The organism is Nocardia sp. NPDC102475, from assembly GCF_055584605.1.
Genome location: NZ_JBVJLS010000009.1, coordinates 195,457 through 215,421, shown reverse-complemented (window position 1 = coordinate 215,421; position 19,965 = coordinate 195,457). Strand labels below are relative to the sequence as shown.

Here is a 19,965-nt window from a genome sequence, read left to right as displayed (position 1 = left end):
GCCCCGGTGGGGGTTTACAGTTCGCGATAGTGGACGCGTAACGCGGGATCGAGGCGTTCGGTCGCGTAACTCAGTGCGGTGCGGCCCATTTGCGTCGCGTGCTTGTCGAGGAAGCCGGTGAGCAGTTGCTCGTCGACGCGCTTGCCGACCTCGCGCAGCATCCAGCCGAGCGCCTTCTGGATCAGGTCGCGGCGGTCGTCGAGTAGCCGTTCGCCGAGTTCGAAGGTGGTCGTGGCTTCGCCCGCCTTGATGAACGCGAAGGTTGTCAGCAGCGCTACCCGGCGCTCCCAGAGCGAGTCCGCGCCTGCGAGTTCGAAGAGCAGGTCACGGGGTCGATCGAGTAGCCAAGGGCCGATGATGTTTTCGGCGGACACGTCGACCAGATCCCAGTTGTTCACCCGGCCTCGGCGCACCGCGGCGAGGTAGAACTCGACCATCGCCGCCTGTGCATCGATATCGAGCGTGCGCGGTTTGGCCGCCTCGGCGAATCTGGCGTTGAGGATGATCAGCGCGGCCAGGCGGTGCTCGTGCACGGCACTGTTCAGCAGTGTGTCGATCTCGTCGAGCGGAAGTGCCGCAAAGCGTTTCGCGATCGATCGCGTCACGGGCACGCGCACACCGAGGAAGACATCCCCCTCGCCGTACTCACCGGGCCCGGTCTTGAAGAACCGCTGCAGATGGATGGCATCGGCCGGGTCAGCGGCCTCGGCCAGCGCCGCATGCACATCGGCGGCGGTCGGCAGCGCCGCGCTACCCCTGGGCACCCAGCATCCGCCCCGACTCGAAAGCCGCCGCGCTGGTCGGCAATTCACCCGGCCGACCGCTGTTCAGCACCCGCACCTCACCATTGCCGGTGGTCGGGCGGTCGAGTGCCTCCATGCGCCGAATCGTCTGCGCCGCAACGGCTTGCGCACTGTCGAACAGTCGCACGCCGTCCGGCAGTGCGGCCACTATGGCATCGATGACCAGCGGATAGTGAGTGCAGCCGAGCACCACACCTTCCACATCGTCGGGCGTCTGTTCGGCCGCGCGCGCAATCGAATCACGAGCCGCGACCAGATCACCGCGATCGATCGAATCCGCCAGACCATGGCAGGCGATGCCGACGACCTTCGCATCGCCACCGAAGCGGGCGATCAGATCGGCCTGATAGCGGCTGGCCGTGGTCGCCGCCGTCGCCCACACCGCGACCGATTTGCATACCGCCGCGGCCGGTTTGATCGCGGGGACCGTGCCGACCACCGGAATACCCGGCCCGACCTCGGCGCGCACCTCGTCCAGAGCGGTGACGCTGGCCGTGTTGCACGGCAGCACGAGCACTTCCGCGCCGAGCCGCACCGAACTCCGCGCGGCGTCGACCACCCGGTCGGTCACCCACTGTTCCGGCTTGGGACCCCATGGCGCGCCATCCGGGTCCAACTGGAGTAATAGGTCGACATCGGGCCGCAGCTTGCGCAGCCAGGCGGCCGTGGGCAGCAACCCCAGCCCGGAATCGATGAGCGCGACGATCACCCGACCACCGTATTACAACGGCATGATCGCTACGGCTGGGCGGCCTCGAGCAGGTCCGCGACCGGCGCACCGGCGGCGATCTTCGCGCGGACCTTCATCACCTGAGCGGTCTTTCCGGCGCCGATCACACCGGTCAGATTGCCGTGCTGCGAGTAGTAGGCGAGGAATTTGCGGCCGTCGTCGGAGACGATGTGGATCTCGTCATCAGCGCTCGGGGTGCCGAGCGCCTGGATCTTCACGTCGTACTGATCGCTCCAGAAGTACGGCACCCGCGCCGCGGTCGGCAGTTCCGCGCCCAGCAGCGCACACGCCAGCAGCCGCGCCTGCTCACCGGCATTGGTCCAGTGCTCGACGCGCTTGCGCTGCCCGGTCTCGTGCAGCCAGGCCGACACATCACCGACCGCCCACACACCCTCGACCGAGGTGCGTCCCACCTCGTCCGCGAGTACGCCGCCACCAGCCGACGGCTCGGCGAGTGCGATACCGGAATCGGCGAGCCATTCGGTGACCGGTCGGGAACCAACACCGATGACCACCAGATCGGCGGCCACCTCGCTGCCATCGGAGAGCCGCGCGCCGCGCACTCGATCGTCGACAGAGAGGAAGGTGTCCAGGCTGGTTTCGCAGCGCAGATCGACGCCCTCGTCACGATGCATGCGCGCGACCAGCGCACCGATCTCGGTGCCGAGTACCGAGGCCAGCGGCGTCGGCTGCGGTTCGACCAGTACGACCTCGACGCCGCCGGCCCGGAAGCTCGCCGCGAGTTCACAACCGATGAATCCGGCCCCGACCACCAGGGCGGTACCCGCACCGGACAATTCGTCGCGCAGTGCGGCGGCGTCGGTATAGCCGCGCAGGACATGCACGCCCTTCAGATCCGGCAGCCCGGGCAGGCGACGCGGCCGCAGACCGGTCGCGATGATCAGCTGGTCGTAGTCGAGCGTGCCGCCGTCGGCCAGGCGAACCTGGCGCGCGGCGGTGTCGACGCCGACCGCCTCGGTATTCAGCCGCAGGTCGATCTGCTTCTCGTCGAAGAATTCGGCGGGGCGCAGGGTGGTGTCGTCGGTTTCGCCGCGCACGAACTGCTTGGACAGCGGCGGGCGATCGTAGGGCAGCCGCGACTCCTCGCCGACGAGCAGCAACTCACCCTCGTACCCGGCCCTGCGCAATTCCTCCGCCGTGCGCAAACCTGCCAAACCAGCCCCGATGATCACAATCGGCCCGTTCATGCCTCCACCTCGCTGCGCTCGGCTCCGGCATGACCAGGCCACCCGGCTGTATCTTTGGTTCGCTCGCTGCGCTCACTCACGCGCCCCCACCTCGCTGCGCTCGGCTCCGGCATGACCGGACCACCCGGCTGTATCTTTGGTTCGCTCGCTGCGCTCACTCACGCGCCCCCACCTCGCTGCGCTCGGCTCCGGCATGACCGGACCACCCGGCTCTGTTTATGGTTCGCTCGCTGCGCTCCCTCACGCGGCCTTCCCTTCGTAGTGCCTGGCAGGCGCCGGGTCGAGTTGGCATCCGTCACCGAGGGTGACGCAGCTAACCCTAACCTTTGCTTGGGCGCGAATCGCCGTGAGGGCCGTCACTCCGCACTACCCGACCTATCGGTACGCAATCGTGTCCATACCTACATTGATCGGGCGGTCAATCAGAGTTAGATCTGAGTGAGGAGAACAATTCAGAGCCTGAGGAGGCACCCCATGTTCACCGAAAGTCGCGCGCAGGACTTCCTGGCCGTTGTGCTGGGCGTCTTCACCGCGCTGTCACCCCTGTGGGTGACCCACAACGACAACGCCATGTGGACGCTGATCGTGCTCGGCGTGCTCATCGCTCTCACCGGCCTCGCGCAGATGTACCGGGCGACCCTGACAGCCGCCGACTACGCGATGGGCCTGTTCGGCGCGTTGCTGTTCATCTCCCCATGGGCAATGGACTACACCGACTACCGCGGCGCATCCTGGACCGCATGGGTAGTGGGCGTGGTGACGCTAGTGGTCGCGGTGGCGGCACTGCCGACGGTGTCGGGCCGGTTGCACGACATGGCGCCGCATCACTGATGCAGATGCCGAAAGCCCGGCGAGGCGGGCGTCGTCGTAGCGCGAAAGTCGACGGCGACGCCCGTCAGCTCATTCTCGATGCCGCGGAAAGACTCTTCGCGGCACAGGGATTCGACGCGACCGCGACAGCGGCCATTGCCGAGGGCGCCGGTGTCCCCAAGGGTCTGGTCTTCTATTACTTCCCCACCAAGGATTCGATCCTGTCCGCGCTGATGGCCGAGCGTGTGCCCGCCCAGCCGATCGCCGATATCGGCACCGTGGTCACACCGGGCGATCCCGCGGCCAGTCTGATCAATCTCGACGCCGCGCTCAATCTGCGCGACCATCATTCGTCGGTGCTGCGCGTGATCATGTGGCGCGAGGCCGATACCCATCCCGACGTGCGCCGGCAATTGCGCCACCTGCGCGATCAACTGCTCGACGTCACCGCCCGGGTGCTGCAGGCCAGCGCGCCCGGCCCGGTCCAGCCCGGCACGTTGCGCGCGTGTGCCGCGGCCTGGGTTTCGGCGATGTTCGCCATTGCCAGCAGCGATCGGCTGCATGCGCTCGACGGACTGCCGCTGCCGACAGCGGATGAAATCTGCAATGTCGCGCAGGTTGTCGCGGCGGGTATGACCCAGCTCGGCTGAGCACCGAAATCTGAAAGACTCGCGTTCTCAATACGAGTCCACGGTGCGTGATACAAGTTCCAATTGTGGAGATCAATCGAATCCTTCGAGATCTCACCGGTCTCGCGACGCGCGCAGTGCTTGTCGGCCTGCTGGTCGGCGCTTCGACGACAGTCCTGGGTGGAACCGAGGCCCAGGCCGCACCGATTTATCCGGATCCGGATCCGGACCCTTTCTATGCGGCGCCACCCGATCTGGCGAATAAGAAACCGGGGGACGTGCTCGCGACGCAGCAGTTGCCGCCTATATTGATCTTTCCCGATACCACCGTAACGCTGATCAAATTCCGTTCGACGAATTCCACCGGCCGACCGATCGCGGCGACGACCACGGTGCTGACACCCCGCTCACATCAACCCGATGGGCCGGTGCTGTCCTATCAGCACATCATCAACGGCCTCGGGGCGAAGTGCGCGGTTTCCCGTGTGCTGTACACCTCCGATCCGAATTTGCAGGTCCGCGAGGCGATATTGCTCAACGCCCTGCTGCTGAGCGGGTGGAGCGTCGCGCTGCCCGATCACCTGGGACCGACCTTCGCATACGGTGCGGCCCGGCTCGGCGGCCAGATCACCCTGGACGGCATTCGCGCCGTGCGCCGGGTCCCCGAACTCGCCGCCGCGCGCAGCCGGATCACGATGGCCGGATATTCCGGCGGCGGTATGGCCACCGCATTCGCCGCCGCGATGGCGCCGAAGTACGCACCGGAACTCGAGATCGCGGGCGCCGCGACGGGTGGCGTCCCGATGAATTTGGTGAAAATGCTGGAGGCGGTCAACTTCAATCCGCATCCGGCATTCGGACTGCTTATGGCGGCCGCTATCGGACTGGAACGGGAATATCCGGACCGCTTTCCGATCAGCAATTATCTGAACACACGCGGCGTGGCGGCACGCAAGGCCATCGCCAACGGCTGCACCAATGAAATCCTCACCACCGGCGCGGGACACAGCGTCCGGGATTACGCGAGCAGTATGACGATGATCGGTGATCGCAACGCCAGGGCCGTGGTCGAGGAGAACAGTCTGGAACTGTTCGACGGAATCCCGAAAATACCGATATTCGAATGGCATTCGCCCAGTGATCCGCTCATCCCGACCGATTCGATCCTGAATGTCGACCGCCGCTACTGCGCGGCCGGAGTGCCGCTACAGGCCGAACTCACCTACTCCCCCGAACACCTGAGCGCCGCCATCCTCGGCATCCCCTCGGTGCTGTCCTGGCTCGCCGCGCGCTTCCGCGGCGAACCGGCGCCGAGCAACTGCTAGTCGGCGAGAAAGGCGACGACGTCGGGAACGAACCGCTTCACGACCCCGATATGCGTGGTTTCCGGGTAGATGATCAAGTGCGAGTCCGGGATTCCGTCGGCGGTGCGACGGAAGGTCTCGGTGCTGTAGGCGCCGTCGCGGTCGCCGCCGAGGACCAGGGTCGGCGCGGTGATATCGCCGAGCCGACCGGCGAGGTCGAAAGCATCCTCGGCACGGATGAAAGCCAGCGTGTCCGCCGGATTCTTCGGGCGCGCAAGGGGATCGGCCAACCACATACCCGCCGCGGCAATGCGCTGCGCGATCGGCGAGGTGGAGCCGACGGCGGCCATATGGTGCAGTGCGCGCCTACCCGCGTAGGCCGCCTCGCCGTAGGCCAGTTGCGCCGCGCGGGTGGCATTTTCCAGGGTGTAGCCAGATGAGGCGATGATCAGCCTGCGCACCGCGGCAGGTCGATCCGCCGCGAGTTGCAGCGCAAGCGATCCACCCGAGGAGACACCGAGAACATCGACAGGCGCACCGAATTCGGCCAGCAACGCGTCCGCGTGCTCGGCGGCGATATCGGCCATCGTCGTCCCCTCGGCCATGCCGGGCGCACGGTTCACCGCATACACCCGAAAATGCGCCGCGAGCGGTGCCAACGTCTTGATTTCGGACTGCCGCATCCACCCGGTCGGATTGGCATGATCCGGGGTGAACCACCGCAGGAATACCAGCGGCCGCCCGGCTCCGAGCGCGAGATACGGCATACCGTGCACCAACGTCCCCTCGGTGACGTCGAGCGTGGTGGCCAGCGCCGAACTCCTCATCGAATCCTCCGATCAACCGGTCTTTACCCCTTTTGCCCGGCGTTAACCAAAGTGGCGGTTGCAAGCGATGACCACCGACGTCATGGACAGGAATACCGTTCCCCGGCAGGACGCACCGAAAACCCGAGCGGCGCCGCACCTTTCGATGCGGCCCCGAAATGCCGAACGGCGCCGCCCCTTTCGGAGCGACGCCGTTCGAAAGCGATTCAGCGAATCACTTGATGATCTTCGTGACGCGACCGGCGCCGACGGTGCGGCCACCCTCGCGGATCGCGAAGCGCAGACCCTCGTCCATGGCGACCGGCTGGATCAGCTTGACGGACATCTCGGTGTTGTCACCGGGCATGACCATCTCGGTGCCCTCGGGCAGGGTCACAACGCCCGTCACGTCCGTGGTACGGAAGTAGAACTGCGGACGGTAGTTGTTGAAGAACGGGGTGTGGCGGCCACCCTCGTCCTTGGACAGGATGTAGGCCTGACCCTCGAACTCGGTGTGCGGGGTGGTGGTGCCCGGCTTCACGACGACCTGGCCACGCTCGACATCTTCGCGCTTGATACCACGAACCAGCAGACCGACGTTGTCACCGGCCTGGCCCTGGTCGAGCAGCTTGCGGAACATCTCGATACCCGTGATGGTGGTCTTGGTGACCTTCTCGCGGATGCCGACAATCTCGACTTCCTCGTTCACGTTGATGATGCCGCGCTCGACACGGCCGGTGACGACGGTGCCACGACCGGTGATCGTGAAGACATCCTCGACCGGCATCAGGAACGGCTTGTCGGTCTCGCGAACCGGGGTCGGGATCGAATCGTCGACCGCGTTCATCAGCTCGACAATGGACTCGGTCCACTTCGGGTCGCCCTCGAGCGCCTTCAGACCGGAGACACGCACGACCGGCGCTTCCTCATCGAACTCCTGGGCGGCCAGCAGCTCGCGGACCTCCATCTCGACGAGCTCGAGGATTTCCTCGTCGTCGACCATGTCCGACTTGTTCAGCGCGACCAGGATGTAGGGCACGCCGACCTGACGGGCGAGCAGCACGTGCTCACGGGTCTGCGGCATCGGGCCGTCGGTCGCGGCGACCACCAGAATGGCACCGTCCATCTGCGCCGCACCGGTGATCATGTTCTTGATGTAGTCGGCGTGACCCGGGGCGTCGACGTGTGCGTAGTGGCGCTTGTCCGTCTGGTACTCGACGTGGGAGATGTTGATCGTGATACCACGAGCCTTCTCCTCCGGCGCCTTGTCGATCTGATCGAACGCGAACGCCGCGTTCAGATCCGGGTACTTGTCAGCCAGCACCTTGGTGATCGCTGCGGTCAGCGTGGTCTTGCCGTGGTCGACGTGACCGATGGTGCCGATGTTGACGTGCGGCTTCGTCCGCTCGAACTTCGCCTTCGCCACTTGGTGTCCTCCTGGACTTGTTGGTGCGTGCAGTTGCAGCAGTGCGGTTTACATATTGGGGGTCGTGCATTGACTCCCGGCTGATAGGGGCAAGTCTTGCACCTGCCCCCATCGGACTTATTCGCCGGTCGCCTTGGCGATGATCTCCTTCGACACGTTGGCCGGAACCTCCGCGTACGAATCGAACACCATGGAGTAGTTCGCCCGGCCCTGGGTCTTCGACCGCAGGTCACCGATGTAACCGAACATCTCCGAGAGCGGAACCAGCGCCTTGACGACACGGGCACCACTGCGTTCCTCCATGGCCTGGATCTGGCCACGGCGGGAATTCAGGTCGCCGATCACATCGCCCATGTAATCCTCGGGCGTGATGACCTCGACCGCCATCAGCGGCTCGAGGATCACCGGACCGGCCTTACGGGCCGCTTCTTTCAGGGCCTGCGAGCCGGCGATCTTGAAGGCCATTTCCGACGAGTCGACGTCGTGGTAAGCGCCGTCGAGCAGCGTGACCTTCAGGTTCACCAGCGGGTAGCCGGCGAGCACACCGTACTGCATGGCATCCTGCGCGCCCGCGTCCACCGAAGGGATGTATTCGCGGGGCACGCGGCCACCGGAGACCTTGTTCTCGAACTCGTAGGTCGCGCCGTCCTCACCGACGAACGGCTCGAGGGCGATGATGACCTTCGCGAACTGGCCGGAGCCACCCGTCTGCTTCTTGTGGGTGAACTCGAGCTTCTCGACCGGCTTGGTGATCGTCTCGCGGTAGGCCACCTGCGGCTTGCCGACGTTCGCCTCGACCTTGAACTCGCGCCGCATGCGGTCCACGAGGATGTCGAGGTGCAGCTCGCCCATGCCGCCGATGACGGTCTGGCCGGTCTCCTGGTCGAGCTTGACCGAGAAGGTCGGGTCCTCTTCGGAGAGACGCTGGATCGCGGTGCCCAGCTTCTCCTGGTCGGACTTGGTCTTGGGCTCGATCGAGACCTCGATGACCGGGTCCGGGAAGGTCATGGACTCGAGCACGATCTGGTTCTGCGGATCGCACAGGGTGTCACCGGTGGTGGTGTCCTTCAGGCCGATGACCGCGTAGATGTGGCCCGCGACGGCCTCGGTGACCGGGTTCTCCTTGTTGGAGTGCATCTGGAACAGCTTGCCCAGACGCTCCTTCTTACCCTTGGTCGAGTTGATGACCTGGGCGCCGGAGTCGACCTTGCCCGAGTACACGCGCACGTAGGTCAGCTTGCCGAAGAAGGGGTGCACGGCGATCTTGAACGCCAGGCCCGCGAAGGGCTCGCTGGTGCTCGCGTCGCGGTGGATGATCTCCTCTTCCTTGCCCGGAACGTGGCCGTCGGTGCCACCATCGTCCAGCGGGGTCGGCAGGTAGTCGATCACGGCGTCGAGCATGGGCTGCACGCCCTTGTTCTTGAACGCCGAACCACACAGCACCGGGTAGAGCTCGGAGTTGACCGTCATCTTGCGGATGGCGCCCTTGATCTCCTCGATCGAGAGCTCCTCGCCGCCGAAGAACTTCTCCAGCAGCGCCTCATCGGATTCGGCGACCGTCTCCATCAGTTCCTGGCGGTACTGCTCGGCCTTCTCCTTGAGGTCGGCCGGGATCTCTTCGATCTCGTACTTCTCGCCGAGCTTGGTCTCGCCCTTCCAGACCTTGGCATTCATCTCGACCAGGTCGACGATGCCCTCGAAGGTGTCCTCGGCGCCGATCGGAAGCTGGATGACCAACGGCTTGGCGCCGAGGCGGTCCTTGATGGTCTGCACGGTGAAGTAGAAGTCCGCACCGAGCTTGTCCATCTTGTTGACGAAGCAGATCCGAGGCACGTCGTACTTATCGGCCTGACGCCACACCTGCTCGGACTGCGGCTCGACGCCTTCCTTGCCGTCGAACACCGCAACGGCGCCGTCGAGCACGCGCAGCGAGCGCTCCACCTCGACGGTGAAGTCGACGTGCCCGGGGGTGTCGATGATATTGATCTGGTTGTCGTTCCAGAAGCATGTGGTGGCCGCGGAGGTGATGGTGATACCACGCTCCTGCTCCTGCTCCATCCAGTCCATGGTGGCGGCGCCATCGTGGACTTCACCGATCTTGTAGGTGATGCCGGTGTAGAAGAGGATGCGTTCAGTTGTGGTCGTCTTGCCCGCATCAATGTGGGCCATGATGCCGATGTTGCGGACCTTGTTCAGGTCGGTGAGCACGTCCTGTGCCACGGAAATCTTCCCCGCTCGTAGCTAGTTGGGATTTTCGGGGACGACCCTGTGGTCGTCTCTATGTCAACGCCGGAAGCGGCAGGTAAGTGCCGCATTCCGACTGTGCCTCCCGACCCAGAAAACGACGGGCCGGGTAGACGTCACCAGCGGTAGTGCGCGAAGGCCCGGTTGGACTCGGCCATCTTGTGGGTGTCCTCGCGACGCTTCACCGAAGCGCCGAGGCCGTTGCTGGCATCGAGCAGCTCGTTGGCAAGACGCTCGACCATGGTCTTCTCACGGCGAGCCCGCGAGTAGTTGACCAGCCAGCGCAGCGCCAGGGTGTTGGAGCGGCCGGGACGAACCTCGACCGGCACCTGGTAGGTGGCGCCACCGACACGACGGGGCTTCACCTCGAGCGCGGGCTTGACGTTGTCCAGCGCGCGCTTGAGGGTGACGACCGGATCGGTGCCGGTCTTCTCGCGCGCCTGCTCCAGCGCGCCGTAGACGATGCGCTCGGCGGTGGACTTCTTGCCGTCCAGCAGGATCTTGTTGACCAGCTGAGTGACCAGCGGCGACCCGTAGACCGGGTCGTTGATCAGCGGACGCTTGGGTGCGGGGCCCTTGCGTGGCATATCAGCTCTTCTCCTTCTTGGCGCCGTAACGGCTGCGGGCCTGCTTGCGGTTCTTCACACCCTGGGTGTCGAGCGAGCCACGGATGATCTTGTAGCGGACACCGGGGAGGTCCTTCACACGACCACCGCGAACGAGCACCATCGAGTGCTCCTGCAGGTTGTGACCCTCACCCGGGATGTAGGCCGTGACCTCGACCGCGCTGGTCAGGCGAACGCGCGCGACCTTACGCAGCGCGGAGTTCGGCTTCTTCGGGGTCGTGGTGTACACGCGGGTGCACACGCCACGGCGCTGCGGGCTCCCCTTGAGGGCCGCGGTCTTGGTCTTGGAGACCTTGTCGCGACGACCCTTGCGGACCAGCTGGTTGATGGTTGGCATAGACCGGCTTTCCTTAATTAGTTAACGCGGTGTCTGGAACTTCATGTCTTTGTCATCGAGCTTTCACCCGCACGTCCGGCCGCGTTTCTCGCGTCCCGAGGTCGGGCGTGTCGCACGCAAGACATATCCCGAATTCCGGGCACGCCGGAAAGGTCAGCCGCTCTCGCTGGCCTAAGTTTGCGCACGAACTTGCCCGCATGCTTCCGGGCACAGCGATCCACGATACTCGTGACCGCGACACAGGGTCAAAGTGGGGTCGGTCATCACGCCCTACGGGCCAATACCACCTGCCAGGCTACCGCGCCAGATTCAGCGTCAACTCGACCAATTTCTGCGCGCCCGTGCACGGATCGGGATGGCCGCCGGGGTGGTAGTTGATCCACCAGCCGATGATGCCGGTGTCGGCGGCGCCCGCACTGACCCCGCACGAGTCGGGATCGTTCGGACGCGTCGTCTTCAGACCGCGCCGCCCCTGCACGGTGATGTTCTCGGTGTTGTAGCCGAGCTTGTCGTTATTGGACTTCTCGTTGTTCAGCGAGCCTTCCTCGTACCAGTTCAGCGTCACCATGGCCGAGCCGCCGGGCGCGTCCTCGACATCCCACATGCACACCGCGCCGTTGAAGGACGGGGATACGACTGTCGCATTGCCGACCGCAGCACCGATCTGGTCGAGCCCGACCACCTCGCATTCGCGCAGCAGCTTGTCGAAATTTGTATTGATCGTGGTGGTGCCGCTGCCGCCCGCCGGATGCGCCGAACCCTTGACGGTTTTACCGCAGCCGCCCGCGGACACCGCGACCGCGAGCACCGCTGCGGCGACGGCCGCTACCCGCAGACCAGGACGTGAACTCATCCGCATTCCCCTCACTGCAGCCGCTGCACGGTCAACTCGGCCAGTTTGCGAGTCCGGTCACACGGATTGCCCTGCTCGGAGAACAGTCCGTAAGACATCGACCATTCGAAGAAATCGTCATCGAGTTGCACCGCGAGATCGCAGACCGAACCGCTGGGATCCAGTGCCTGGAAGCCCTTGCGGCCACCGACATCGATGGTCTCCGGATCGCGCCCGACATTGGAGACCCAGGCCTTCTCGCGATCGATCGGGCTACCCCGATAGGACGCGAAAGTGACACTCGGCGAAGCGAGTCCGGCGGATTGGAAGTTGCAGCCGACCGAATTCCGGTTGACCCGCGCGAGTTGGCTCAACCCGGCGATATCGCGCACCTCTTGATCGGTGACATGGCCGCACTCACCGACGAACGGGCCGAGCGTCGCGACCTTCGGCGGCGGGCGCAGCGGGGCATTCGAGGAATCGGAGTCACCGTCCGAGCCGCAGGCCGACAGCGTCAATGCCAAGGCCAGACCGGTGATGATCGCCGACGGGATCCGCATGCGATGAACTCTACTGAAATCTTGGCGGCGCGGGCGCCGCGTGGTCGCGGGCTTTGTCTGATTTGCGGCGCCTGCGGCGCCGCGTGTTCGCGGCCCCCTGGTGTCTCACGTCCGACCCTTTCGAGCGACCTGCAAGCAGTCGCTAGCGGCGCCGTCGAGACATACGACTGCGTCGTATGCGCTTCGACGCCTCGGCTGTGTTCGATGGCCGCGCCTTCGGCGCGGACGCGAGACGGGCCGCGAACTCCTCGCTCGTAAGACTCGCTCCGTTGTGGCTGGTAGTGCGATGATCCGACCTGCGGCTAAAGGTTTCCCCTGGCTTCTTGTTCACGCTCTATCGCTTGGAAGAGTGCCTTGAAGTTGCCCTTGCCGAAGCCGAGTGAGCCGTGGCGCTCGATGAGTTCGAAGAAGACGGTCGGGCGGTCGGTGAGTGGTTTGGTGAAAATCTGCAGCAGGTAGCCGTCTTCGTCGCGGTCGACCAGGATGCCGCGGCGCTGCAGCTCGCGCACCGGGACGCGGACGTGGCCTATGCGAGCGCGCAGTTCGGGATCGGAATAGTAGGTGTCCGGCGTTTCGAGGAATTCGACGCCCTCGCGGCGCAATACATCGACACATTCGAGGATGTCACTGGTGGCCAGCGCGATGTGCTGCACGCCCGGACCGCCGTAGAACTCCAGGTATTCGTCGATCTGGGACCGCTTCTTACCCATCGCGGGTTCGTTGAGCGGGAACTTCACCCGGTGATTGCCATTGGCCACCACCTTGCTCATCAGCGCCGAGTATTCGGTGGCGATATCGTCGCCGACGAATTCGGCCATATTCGTGAATCCCATGACGCGGCGGTAGAACTCGACCCACTCGTCCATCATGCCGAGCTCGACATTGCCGACGACATGGTCGATGGCCTGGAACAGCCTGGTCGGAGTGCCGACGCGGGGCTGATATCCGGAGCGGCGGGCGACATATCCGGGCAGATACGGCCCGTAGTACTCGGAGCGGTCGATCAGCGTATGCCTGGTCTCGCCGTAGGTGGCCAGGGCGGCCGAGCGGACGGTGCCGAATTCGTCTGTGTCGTCATGTGGTTCGACCAGGACCGTCGCTCCGTGCGTCCGTGCCCATTCGATGCAGCGGTCCACATCCGGAACCTCGAGCGCGATATCGACAATGCCGTCGCCGTGCCGATCGTGGTGTGCGACCAGCGGGCTGTCCGGGGCGACCGCACCGGTGACGACGAATCTGGCCGCACCGCTGCGCAGCACATAGGCCTTGTGATCGCGGTTGCCGGTCTCCGGCCCGGAGTAGGCCTCCAGCCGCATACCGAAGGCGGACTCCAGGAAGTGCGCGGTCTGGGTCGCGTTGCCGACCACCCACACCAGTGCGTCCCAGCCGATGACCGGGAACGGATCGATGCTGTCGTCGTGATCGACCAGCCCGACCAAGCGGCGCAACTCACCGTCGGTGGGCAGCGGGCCGCTCGGTCGCTGGGCATTCCGCAGATGCTCGATGGTCATGATCCAAGGAAATCGCCGCCCCACCGGATAGGCAACATCACTGATTTCGGTTAGACACTATGGCGAAATCGGCTAGCAAGTCACCCCTGATGCTGGACAATTTGAATAGCACCGCAAGTGACCCGCACCACGCCGGTCGCGCCCCGAATGGAGGCCGTCATGTCGCGCACGCCCGCGAAACTGGATGAACTCGATCTCGCCATCCTCACCGCGATGCACGAGTATCAGAAGGCGGGCATTCTCGAGCTGTCCCGGCGCACCCGGGTCGCCAGGGCCACCGTCCAGTCGCGCATCGCGCGGATGGAAGAGTCGGGCGTCATCTCCTCCTATGATCCGCAGATCGATGTCACCGCAGCGGGTTTCGATGTGCAGGCCTTCGTCACATTGGAGATCGCACAGGGTGCGCTGGATGCGGTGGCGGCCGAACTCGACGCGATTCCCGGTGTGCTGGAGGCATACGCGACCACCGGCTCCGGCGATGTGCTGTGCCGGATCGGCGCGGATTCACATGCCGGGCTGCAGGCGGTGTTGTTGAGCATCGACCGGACGAGTTCGGTGGTGCGCTCGCACAGTGTGATCGTGCTGTCGACGGTGGTCGCGCACCGGACGCTGCCGCTGCTGCGCACGCTCACACCGACCGGAACGACGAAAGCGCCCGCGTACCGGGACAACCCGGAGCGCTGATTCCATCTAGGCTCGTACTTCCTGTGTCGCCGAGTACGAGATTTCGATGAGCGAGCCTGCCGAATCCACCACCGCAACACCCCATGCCCGCGCCACCTGGGCGGAACTATTCTTCGACCTGGTCCTCGTCTTCGCGGTCACCCAGACCGCGCATGTGCTCGGCCACCACACCTCGATCGGCACGCTCGGCCATGCGCTGGTGCTGTTGGCGCCGCTGTGGTGGGGGTGGGTCGGGGTCACCATCCTGGTGAATACCGTGGAGGAGAACAACGCTCAGCGCCTGGTGCTGTTCGGGTCCGGGCTGTGCATCTTCCTGATGGCGGTGGCCGCGCCCGCCGCGCTGGACCAACCACGCGGGGCCGCAATGGTTTTCGCGGGTGCGCAGCTATTGCTGCGGATCGTCTTGTTCGTCGCCGTCACCCGGACGAACGGGTTCGCGACCACGATCAACCCCTTCAGCATCGGATTGGTCACCGGCATAGCGATTTTCGCGAGCGCGCCACTGCTGGAACATGCACGCATCTGGGTCTGGACCGGGGCGCTCGTGGTGCAGCTGGGTGCGCCGCTGCTGTACAGCAGGGCCGTGCGCAACCGGACGATCGGGGTTTCCCATCTCGCCGAGCGGTTCGGCCTGTTCATCATCATCGCGCTGGGCGAATCCGTGGTGGATGCGGGTGCGCAGGCGTCTTCGACCGGCCTCGATCCGGCGGTGGTGACCACGCTGGTACTCGCCTTCATGGTCGGCCTCGGACTGTGGTGGATCTACTTCCATCGATCCGCGCGGCTGATCGAACATGCACTGTCCACCATGCCCTCACCCGGGCTGATCGTGCGAGATGTATTGAGCTACGGGCATTTCGCGCTGGTCACCGGGCTGGTGGCGGTCGCCGTCGGGCTCGGACATTCGGTCGCCGACCCCGGCCATACCGCGCACGGCGTGGCCGCCGCGCTGGCGCCGGGTGGCGCCGCGCTGTTCATGGTGGCACTGGTGGTGAATCGGTGGCGGATGCTCGGCAATGTGGCGACCACACGCGTTGTACCGGCCGTCGCATTGATCGCCATCGCGCTGACCTCGTCGCTGCTGCCCGCCATCGTCGTAGTCGCGCTGACCGCGGCCGTGCTGGTAACCGCCAATATCGTCGAGCAACTGGTGGCCGCACCCGGTCGGCCGCTGCCCGCAGTGCCCATCGGACGCCGCCGTTCGCGATAACGCTGCCGGTTCAGGGACGCAGATCCCCGTTCACGTCGAGGATTTCGACGCTCGGCCGCTTGTCGGCCTCCAGGAATGCGACCAGCGCGTTGGCTTCGGCGTCCACCGCCGCGTATTCCGTCCCCGACCACTTCCGGGTCGGGGTGATGTGCAGGCGGGCGACATCCCTTTCCAGAAAGATCTTGTAGAAGCCCGCGAGAAAGCCGTCGACCAGGACCGGGGATACCGCGGTGGCGAATGCGCGCAGGGGTGGGGCCGTGCCGTCGGGGACGATCCTGGTTCGGTCCTGGTGCGAGAGGATCGCATTGTCGTACCAGCCGAGCAGGCGGACCGGCGCGGGCAGGTCAGGATCTGCGAGTTCGCCCTCCGCGATGTCGTAAAGGGTGCGGCCGCGTTCGTCGGTGTAGGTGCGCAGGCGGTCACCGAGCTGTTCGACGGCGGCCTTCATGCCGGTCAGCTTCGACCAGGTCTGCATATCCATTGTGCTGGCCGGACCGAAGGCACGCAGGTAACGAAAGACCAACTCCGCTAACGGATAACCATGTTCGAGCGGTGCCCCGAGCCAGGGTTCGACGCGGGACCAGACCGGCCTGCTGTTGTCCTTCCACCTGCCGCGCGGCGGAGTCTGCAATACGGGCAGTTGGTACAGCCAGGTCTGCAGCACCGCACCGGCATCGCGATCCGGGTAGATCGCCGCGGCCTTGGCGCGCAGGTCCGCCGCTGACATCGGCTCGTCACCGAGCGCGGCCTCGCCGTGCTCGCGCACCTGGTCCGGATCCAACCCGACCATCGCGCCGTAGTTGAAACCCTTTCGGAAGGGGACCTTTTCGAGCTCGGGTTGGATATGCGGTGCGATGCGCAACGCATCCGGTGGCGTGACCATATGAATCGTGCCGCGCATCAAGGTGATTCGCACCAGCGAGCGATCCTCCAGCCCCGCCGAAACCGTCGCGGGATCGAAATCCGCTATGCGGCTCCACAATCCGACGAACGGCGGCGGCGAATCCTGGGCCTGCAACCCCACCAGATGGTCACACATCTCCGGCACGCTCAACGCCGAACGCGCCAGCAGATGCTGGCGTGCCAGCAATGTCCGATTCAGTACCCGATTGGACAGCTCCATGATCAGATCACCGTACCGGCGCGCACGGTTTGCCGCGCCGGACATCGAGCAGTCGGAGAATTCGCACGCGGCGGCTCGCGGTCAGCGCAGGGTGACGACGACCTTGCCTGCGGCGGTGCGATTGTCGAGGGATGCCACCGCCTCGGCGGCGCGGTCCAGCGGGTAGAGCACCGGTTCGGGCGGCGCGATCCTGCCCGCGGCGAGCAGGGGCTCGACCTCTTCCCACTGCTCGGTCAGGTAGCCCGGATGGGTCATCACCCATTCGCCCCAGGCCGCGCCGATAACCTCGACGTTCTTGAGCAGCAGTCGATTCACCTTGACCGTCGGGATCTCACCGGCGGTGAAGCCGACCACCAGCAGACGGCCCGCCGGAGCGAGGCTACGGATGCTGTCGGTGAACCGGTCCCCGCCGACCGGATCGAGCACGATATCCACACCGCGGCCACCGGTCAGCTCCTTGACGGCCGTGAGCCAGCCGTCGGTCAGCACCACATCGGTGGCGCCGTTGGCGCGTGCGACCGCCGCCTTCTCCTCGGTGCTCACCACCGCGATGACCCGGCTCGCACCCAGCGCGACCGCCATCCGCAGCGTCGAGGTGCCGACGCCGCCCGCGGCGCCGTGCACCAGCACGGTCTCCCCCGCGGCCAGCCTGCCGCGGTTGCGCAGGCAGAAGTGCACGGTGAGATCGTTGAACAGGATTCCGGCCCCGGCCTGCAGAGATACGTTGTCCGGCAACCGGAAAACCATCTGCGACGGCACCACGGCAACCTCGGCAAGGGCATTGCCGAGCAACGTCAGCGCGACCACCCGATCCCCCGCCGCGACATGTGCGCCCTCCGGTGCCTCCCGCACGATCCCGGCCACCTCGCCACCGACGACGAACGGCAGCTCCGGCTTCATCTGGTACAGACCCCGCGTCATCAGCACATCGGGAAACGCCACCCCGGCCGCATGCACGTCGATGACCACACCCCCGGGATACGCCGCGGGCTCCGGAATCTCGACGACCTCGATCGCCTCCGGCCCCTCCAGCTTGCTGACCTGGGCTGCACGCATATGCCGACCTCTCTGTCCACTCGGCGACACTCACATCATCACCGACGCACTGACTTACCTAACCACGGACCGTCACCCCCCTGTCCACACCACCCGTTTTTGCTATGCTGACCGCGACCTGAGGTGGGGACGAAGGGGGAGCTTTTCGTGGTGGAGAAGATGGACGCGGGGACCCTGCGGGTCGACGCGGGCGCACTGCAGAAATTCGCGGACAACCTGCGCACCGAGGCGGGCGATATCGGCAAACTCAATGCCGGTGAAGGCTTCGCGGTGGCGGCTGCGGCATTGCCCGGTACCGACTTCGGATCCGTCATACCGGAAGTCACCGACGCGGTGAATCGCTGCATGCAGCGCATCGGCGACCGGCTGACCACGATTGCCGACAATACGAAGAACGCGGCGGGTAAGTACGAGTTGGCCGAGGACGAGTTCGCGAACAAGCTGAAGACGATCGGGCTGCAGCTGCCATGACACTCACCATCGACGATGTCAGCAACTGGCATCCGGAAAAGCTCGGTGACGCGGGCGAGCAAGCCAGGAAGGTAGCGGACGGCCTCGATGGCGTCGTCGGCAAGGGTGTTACCGATACCAAGGGGCTCGAGGACACCAAGGCTTGGTCCGGGGCCGCCGGCCAGGCGGCGAACACTCGAATGGAGACCGAGAAGTCCCGAGCCGGCAAGGTGAGCACCGAATTGCACGCGCTCCGAACGGCGTTCAACGAACAGGTACCGCTGCTGCAGAGCGCAAAAGACAGTGTGCTGCGCCTGCGCAACGACGCCATCAACCAGAATCCGCCCTTCGAGGTGTCCGCCGATGGCACCGTCAGCGCCGCACCGCGTATCACCGAAATCCGCCGGGCCGCAGGCGAAGGCTCAAATACCGAGGTGGACGAACAACACGAAGCTGCACGTCGACAGTGGGAAATCGTTCACGCATTGCAAGCCGCGGAGACAGCCGCGAACACCGCCCGCGACAGAATCCGTGATGCTGTCGGTAAGTTGCAGGCGGCCTTCAACGATCTCGGCGACCCGAATCTCGGTGTGACGCAGTCACAGAACACCGGCACGACGCCAGCCGCCACCACCTCTACCACGAGCAAGCCCAGCTATGTGACGAGCAGCCACCACGGCAGCGGTTCCGGGACGTCCTCCGGCAGTTCGTATTCCGGAGCCACCGGTGGTACGCACAATGCCACCGGGCCGATGCCGACGGGCGATGTTGCGGAATGGATCAAGAAGGCCAAGGCCAAGTTGATCGAAATGGGATACAGCCCGGATCAAATCGATGAGCGGGCCCTGGCCATGATCATCGAGCACGAGTCCGGTGGTAACCCCTTGATCGTCAACGATTGGGACAGCAATGCCGCCGCGGGCCACCCGTCGAAGGGATTGATGCAGACGATCGACAGCACCTTCAACTCATATAAGGCGCCCGGCCACGAGAATATCTACGACCCGGTCGACAACATCATCGCCGGAACTCGCTACGCCATCGACCGGTATGGCTCCCTGTCCAATGTCCCGGGCGTAGCGGCCGTCAACAGCGGTGGGGCCTACCAGGGTTACTGACCGTCACCCGGGTGCGCCCTTCCTGATCCAGCAGATAATTCTGATAGCCGCGCGCGGTGTAGACGACCTCGCCCTGACCGTCCGGCGGTCCGATCTCGCCACTGTCGTGCAGGACCCGAAGCAGAATCCGGTCCGATCTGCCGAGAGTCGGCGAGCACGTTGATCACGAAATCACCGTGTGGGGTGACACTGCCCAAGGTCGGAACCGATGGCCGCCAATGCGCGAACGAGCGACGCCGATACGTGGCTGGGCGCGAAGCGCGATACGGCGGGCGCACGATCGGGCTTCAGTCGTTGTATCCAGGACCGGTTTGCCGACGACCGACGTGCCCGACTCCTTGGCCTGCCCACCGAGTACTGTTCCGACGCTGACCGTCATATCGGGCTTCTTGCCATCAGCAGTCACAAACTGCGTATGACAGACCGAGGAATTCGTGAGCGTGGGTGCGAGCGACTGACCGAGCGGCACTCGTACCCTCCCCCTTCAGTACTTGCTGG

The 19,965-nt window shown here is 65.1% G+C and carries 21 protein-coding genes; 7 read left to right on the top strand and 14 right to left on the bottom strand.

Translation table 11 applies throughout. From position 1 onward, the window contains the following. Nucleotides 1-14: 14 nt before the first annotated feature. From ACZ60G_RS18840 to ACZ60G_RS18830, 3 genes are read right to left on the bottom strand one after another with little or no spacing between them, the layout of a single operon-like run. Entirely contained in the window at nucleotides 15-764 is a 750-nt protein-coding gene (locus ACZ60G_RS18840) for a DNA alkylation repair protein (RefSeq protein WP_465811334.1), read from the bottom strand. Continuing rightward, nucleotides 751-1,512: a glutamate racemase gene (locus ACZ60G_RS18835; RefSeq protein WP_465811333.1), complete on the bottom strand. Its 762-nt coding sequence runs from the start codon at nucleotides 1,510-1,512 to the stop codon at nucleotides 751-753. The genes ACZ60G_RS18840 and ACZ60G_RS18835 overlap by 14 nt, the downstream gene beginning before the upstream one ends. Before the next feature lie 29 nt (nucleotides 1,513-1,541). After that, nucleotides 1,542-2,741, bottom strand: a complete 1,200-nt coding sequence (locus ACZ60G_RS18830; RefSeq protein WP_465811332.1) for an NAD(P)/FAD-dependent oxidoreductase — start codon at nucleotides 2,739-2,741, stop codon at nucleotides 1,542-1,544. 474 nt (nucleotides 2,742-3,215) lie between these two features. Here ACZ60G_RS18830 and ACZ60G_RS18825 point away from each other — a divergent pair, with 474 nt between their 5' ends. From ACZ60G_RS18825 to ACZ60G_RS18815, 3 genes are all read left to right on the top strand, one after another. Next, on the top strand, nucleotides 3,216-3,572 hold the full coding sequence (locus ACZ60G_RS18825; RefSeq protein WP_465811331.1) for an SPW repeat domain-containing protein: 357 nt from the start codon (nucleotides 3,216-3,218) through the stop codon (nucleotides 3,570-3,572). Nucleotides 3,573-3,577: 5 nt separating this feature from the next. Then, nucleotides 3,578-4,201, top strand: a complete 624-nt coding sequence (locus ACZ60G_RS18820; protein WP_465811330.1) for a TetR/AcrR family transcriptional regulator — start codon at nucleotides 3,578-3,580, stop codon at nucleotides 4,199-4,201. 71 nt (nucleotides 4,202-4,272) lie between these two features. Then, nucleotides 4,273-5,505: a lipase family protein gene (locus ACZ60G_RS18815; protein ID WP_465811388.1), complete on the top strand. Its 1,233-nt coding sequence runs from the start codon at nucleotides 4,273-4,275 to the stop codon at nucleotides 5,503-5,505. Here the strand turns inward: ACZ60G_RS18815 and ACZ60G_RS18810 are convergent. The 8 genes from ACZ60G_RS18810 to hppD all read right to left on the bottom strand — a co-directional run bounded on the left by ACZ60G_RS18810 (nucleotide 5,502) and on the right by hppD (nucleotide 13,826). After that, nucleotides 5,502-6,311, bottom strand: coding sequence for an alpha/beta fold hydrolase (locus ACZ60G_RS18810; protein WP_465811329.1), 810 nt, complete (start codon nucleotides 6,309-6,311; stop codon nucleotides 5,502-5,504). The genes ACZ60G_RS18815 and ACZ60G_RS18810 overlap by 4 nt on opposite strands. 214 nt (nucleotides 6,312-6,525) lie before the next feature. Continuing rightward, a complete protein-coding gene (gene tuf / locus ACZ60G_RS18805; RefSeq protein WP_433524677.1) occupies nucleotides 6,526-7,716 on the bottom strand; it encodes an elongation factor Tu in 1,191 nt (396 codons plus the stop codon). 117 nt (nucleotides 7,717-7,833) lie between these two features. Then, entirely contained in the window at nucleotides 7,834-9,936 is a 2,103-nt protein-coding gene (gene fusA / locus ACZ60G_RS18800) for an elongation factor G (RefSeq protein WP_465811328.1), read from the bottom strand. Nucleotides 9,937-10,076: 140 nt separating this feature from the next. Beyond that, nucleotides 10,077-10,547, bottom strand: coding sequence for a 30S ribosomal protein S7 (rpsG, locus tag ACZ60G_RS18795; protein ID WP_040739280.1), 471 nt, complete (start codon nucleotides 10,545-10,547; stop codon nucleotides 10,077-10,079). Between the two features lies 1 nt (nucleotide 10,548). After that, complete coding sequence (gene rpsL, locus ACZ60G_RS18790; protein ID WP_019049359.1) at nucleotides 10,549-10,923, bottom strand: 30S ribosomal protein S12; 375 nt, start codon at nucleotides 10,921-10,923, stop codon at nucleotides 10,549-10,551. Between the two features lie 295 nt (nucleotides 10,924-11,218). Continuing rightward, a complete protein-coding gene (locus tag ACZ60G_RS18785) occupies nucleotides 11,219-11,776 on the bottom strand; it encodes a DUF3558 domain-containing protein (protein ID WP_465811327.1) in 558 nt (185 codons plus the stop codon). An 11-nt stretch (nucleotides 11,777-11,787) separates the two neighbouring features. Further along, complete coding sequence (locus ACZ60G_RS18780; protein WP_040695838.1) at nucleotides 11,788-12,315, bottom strand: DUF3558 domain-containing protein; 528 nt, start codon at nucleotides 12,313-12,315, stop codon at nucleotides 11,788-11,790. Nucleotides 12,316-12,617: 302 nt separating this feature from the next. Continuing rightward, nucleotides 12,618-13,826, bottom strand: coding sequence for a 4-hydroxyphenylpyruvate dioxygenase (hppD, locus tag ACZ60G_RS18775; RefSeq protein WP_465811326.1), 1,209 nt, complete (start codon nucleotides 13,824-13,826; stop codon nucleotides 12,618-12,620). A 159-nt stretch (nucleotides 13,827-13,985) separates the two neighbouring features. On the opposite strand from hppD, the gene ACZ60G_RS18770 reads away from it, so the two are divergent. Beyond that, the gene (locus tag ACZ60G_RS18770) at nucleotides 13,986-14,510 is read left to right on the top strand and encodes an Lrp/AsnC family transcriptional regulator (protein WP_063047414.1); all 525 of its coding nucleotides are present in this window, start codon (nucleotides 13,986-13,988) and stop codon (nucleotides 14,508-14,510) included. A 46-nt stretch (nucleotides 14,511-14,556) separates the two neighbouring features. Then, nucleotides 14,557-15,720, top strand: coding sequence for a low temperature requirement protein A (locus ACZ60G_RS18765; protein WP_465811325.1), 1,164 nt, complete (start codon nucleotides 14,557-14,559; stop codon nucleotides 15,718-15,720). 10 nt (nucleotides 15,721-15,730) lie between these two features. Here ACZ60G_RS18765 and ACZ60G_RS18760 read toward each other — a convergent pair whose 3' ends face one another. Further along, nucleotides 15,731-16,888 carry a winged helix DNA-binding domain-containing protein gene (locus ACZ60G_RS18760; RefSeq protein ID WP_465811324.1) on the bottom strand — a complete coding sequence of 386 codons (1,158 nt, stop codon included), beginning with the start codon at nucleotides 16,886-16,888 and terminating at the stop codon, nucleotides 15,731-15,733. 36 nt (nucleotides 16,889-16,924) lie between these two features. Further along, nucleotides 16,925-17,899, bottom strand: coding sequence for an NADPH:quinone oxidoreductase family protein (locus ACZ60G_RS18755; protein WP_465811323.1), 975 nt, complete (start codon nucleotides 17,897-17,899; stop codon nucleotides 16,925-16,927). A 147-nt stretch (nucleotides 17,900-18,046) separates the two neighbouring features. Between ACZ60G_RS18755 and ACZ60G_RS18750 the strand changes: the two genes are divergently transcribed. Both ACZ60G_RS18750 and ACZ60G_RS18745 read left to right on the top strand, forming a co-directional pair. Then, a complete protein-coding gene (locus ACZ60G_RS18750; RefSeq protein WP_465811322.1) occupies nucleotides 18,047-18,370 on the top strand; it encodes a type VII secretion target in 324 nt (107 codons plus the stop codon). After that, nucleotides 18,367-19,467, top strand: a complete 1,101-nt coding sequence (locus tag ACZ60G_RS18745; protein ID WP_465811321.1) for a transglycosylase SLT domain-containing protein — start codon at nucleotides 18,367-18,369, stop codon at nucleotides 19,465-19,467. The genes ACZ60G_RS18750 and ACZ60G_RS18745 overlap by 4 nt, the downstream gene beginning before the upstream one ends. Here the strand turns inward: ACZ60G_RS18745 and ACZ60G_RS18740 are convergent. Continuing rightward, the gene (locus tag ACZ60G_RS18740; protein WP_465811320.1) at nucleotides 19,461-19,745 is read right to left on the bottom strand and encodes a DUF7373 family lipoprotein; all 285 of its coding nucleotides are present in this window, start codon (nucleotides 19,743-19,745) and stop codon (nucleotides 19,461-19,463) included. The genes ACZ60G_RS18745 and ACZ60G_RS18740 overlap by 7 nt on opposite strands. Between the last annotated feature and the right edge of the window lie 220 nt (nucleotides 19,746-19,965).

What these genes read in the sequence shown, in the direction of transcription:
- ACZ60G_RS18830 (WP_465811332.1), bottom strand. Translation starts at nt 2,741, where the DNA reads ATGAACGGGCCGATTGTGATCATCGGGGCTGGTTTGGCAGGTTTGCGC.
- ACZ60G_RS18825 (WP_465811331.1), top strand. Translation starts at nt 3,216, where the DNA reads ATGTTCACCGAAAGTCGCGCGCAGGACTTCCTGGCCGTTGTGCTGGGC.
- ACZ60G_RS18820 (WP_465811330.1), top strand. Translation starts at nt 3,578, where the DNA reads ATGCCGAAAGCCCGGCGAGGCGGGCGTCGTCGTAGCGCGAAAGTCGAC.
- ACZ60G_RS18810 (WP_465811329.1), bottom strand. Translation starts at nt 6,311, where the DNA reads ATGAGGAGTTCGGCGCTGGCCACCACGCTCGACGTCACCGAGGGGACG.
- rpsG (WP_040739280.1), bottom strand. Translation starts at nt 10,547, where the DNA reads ATGCCACGCAAGGGCCCCGCACCCAAGCGTCCGCTGATCAACGACCCG.
- rpsL (WP_019049359.1), bottom strand. Translation starts at nt 10,923, where the DNA reads ATGCCAACCATCAACCAGCTGGTCCGCAAGGGTCGTCGCGACAAGGTC.
- ACZ60G_RS18785 (WP_465811327.1), bottom strand. Translation starts at nt 11,776, where the DNA reads ATGAGTTCACGTCCTGGTCTGCGGGTAGCGGCCGTCGCCGCAGCGGTG.
- ACZ60G_RS18780 (WP_040695838.1), bottom strand. Translation starts at nt 12,315, where the DNA reads ATGCGGATCCCGTCGGCGATCATCACCGGTCTGGCCTTGGCATTGACG.
- hppD (WP_465811326.1), bottom strand. Translation starts at nt 13,826, where the DNA reads ATGACCATCGAGCATCTGCGGAATGCCCAGCGACCGAGCGGCCCGCTG.
- ACZ60G_RS18770 (WP_063047414.1), top strand. Translation starts at nt 13,986, where the DNA reads ATGTCGCGCACGCCCGCGAAACTGGATGAACTCGATCTCGCCATCCTC.
- ACZ60G_RS18765 (WP_465811325.1), top strand. Translation starts at nt 14,557, where the DNA reads ATGAGCGAGCCTGCCGAATCCACCACCGCAACACCCCATGCCCGCGCC.
- ACZ60G_RS18760 (WP_465811324.1), bottom strand. Translation starts at nt 16,888, where the DNA reads ATGTCCGGCGCGGCAAACCGTGCGCGCCGGTACGGTGATCTGATCATG.
- ACZ60G_RS18755 (WP_465811323.1), bottom strand. Translation starts at nt 17,899, where the DNA reads ATGCGTGCAGCCCAGGTCAGCAAGCTGGAGGGGCCGGAGGCGATCGAG.
- ACZ60G_RS18745 (WP_465811321.1), top strand. Translation starts at nt 18,367, where the DNA reads ATGACACTCACCATCGACGATGTCAGCAACTGGCATCCGGAAAAGCTC.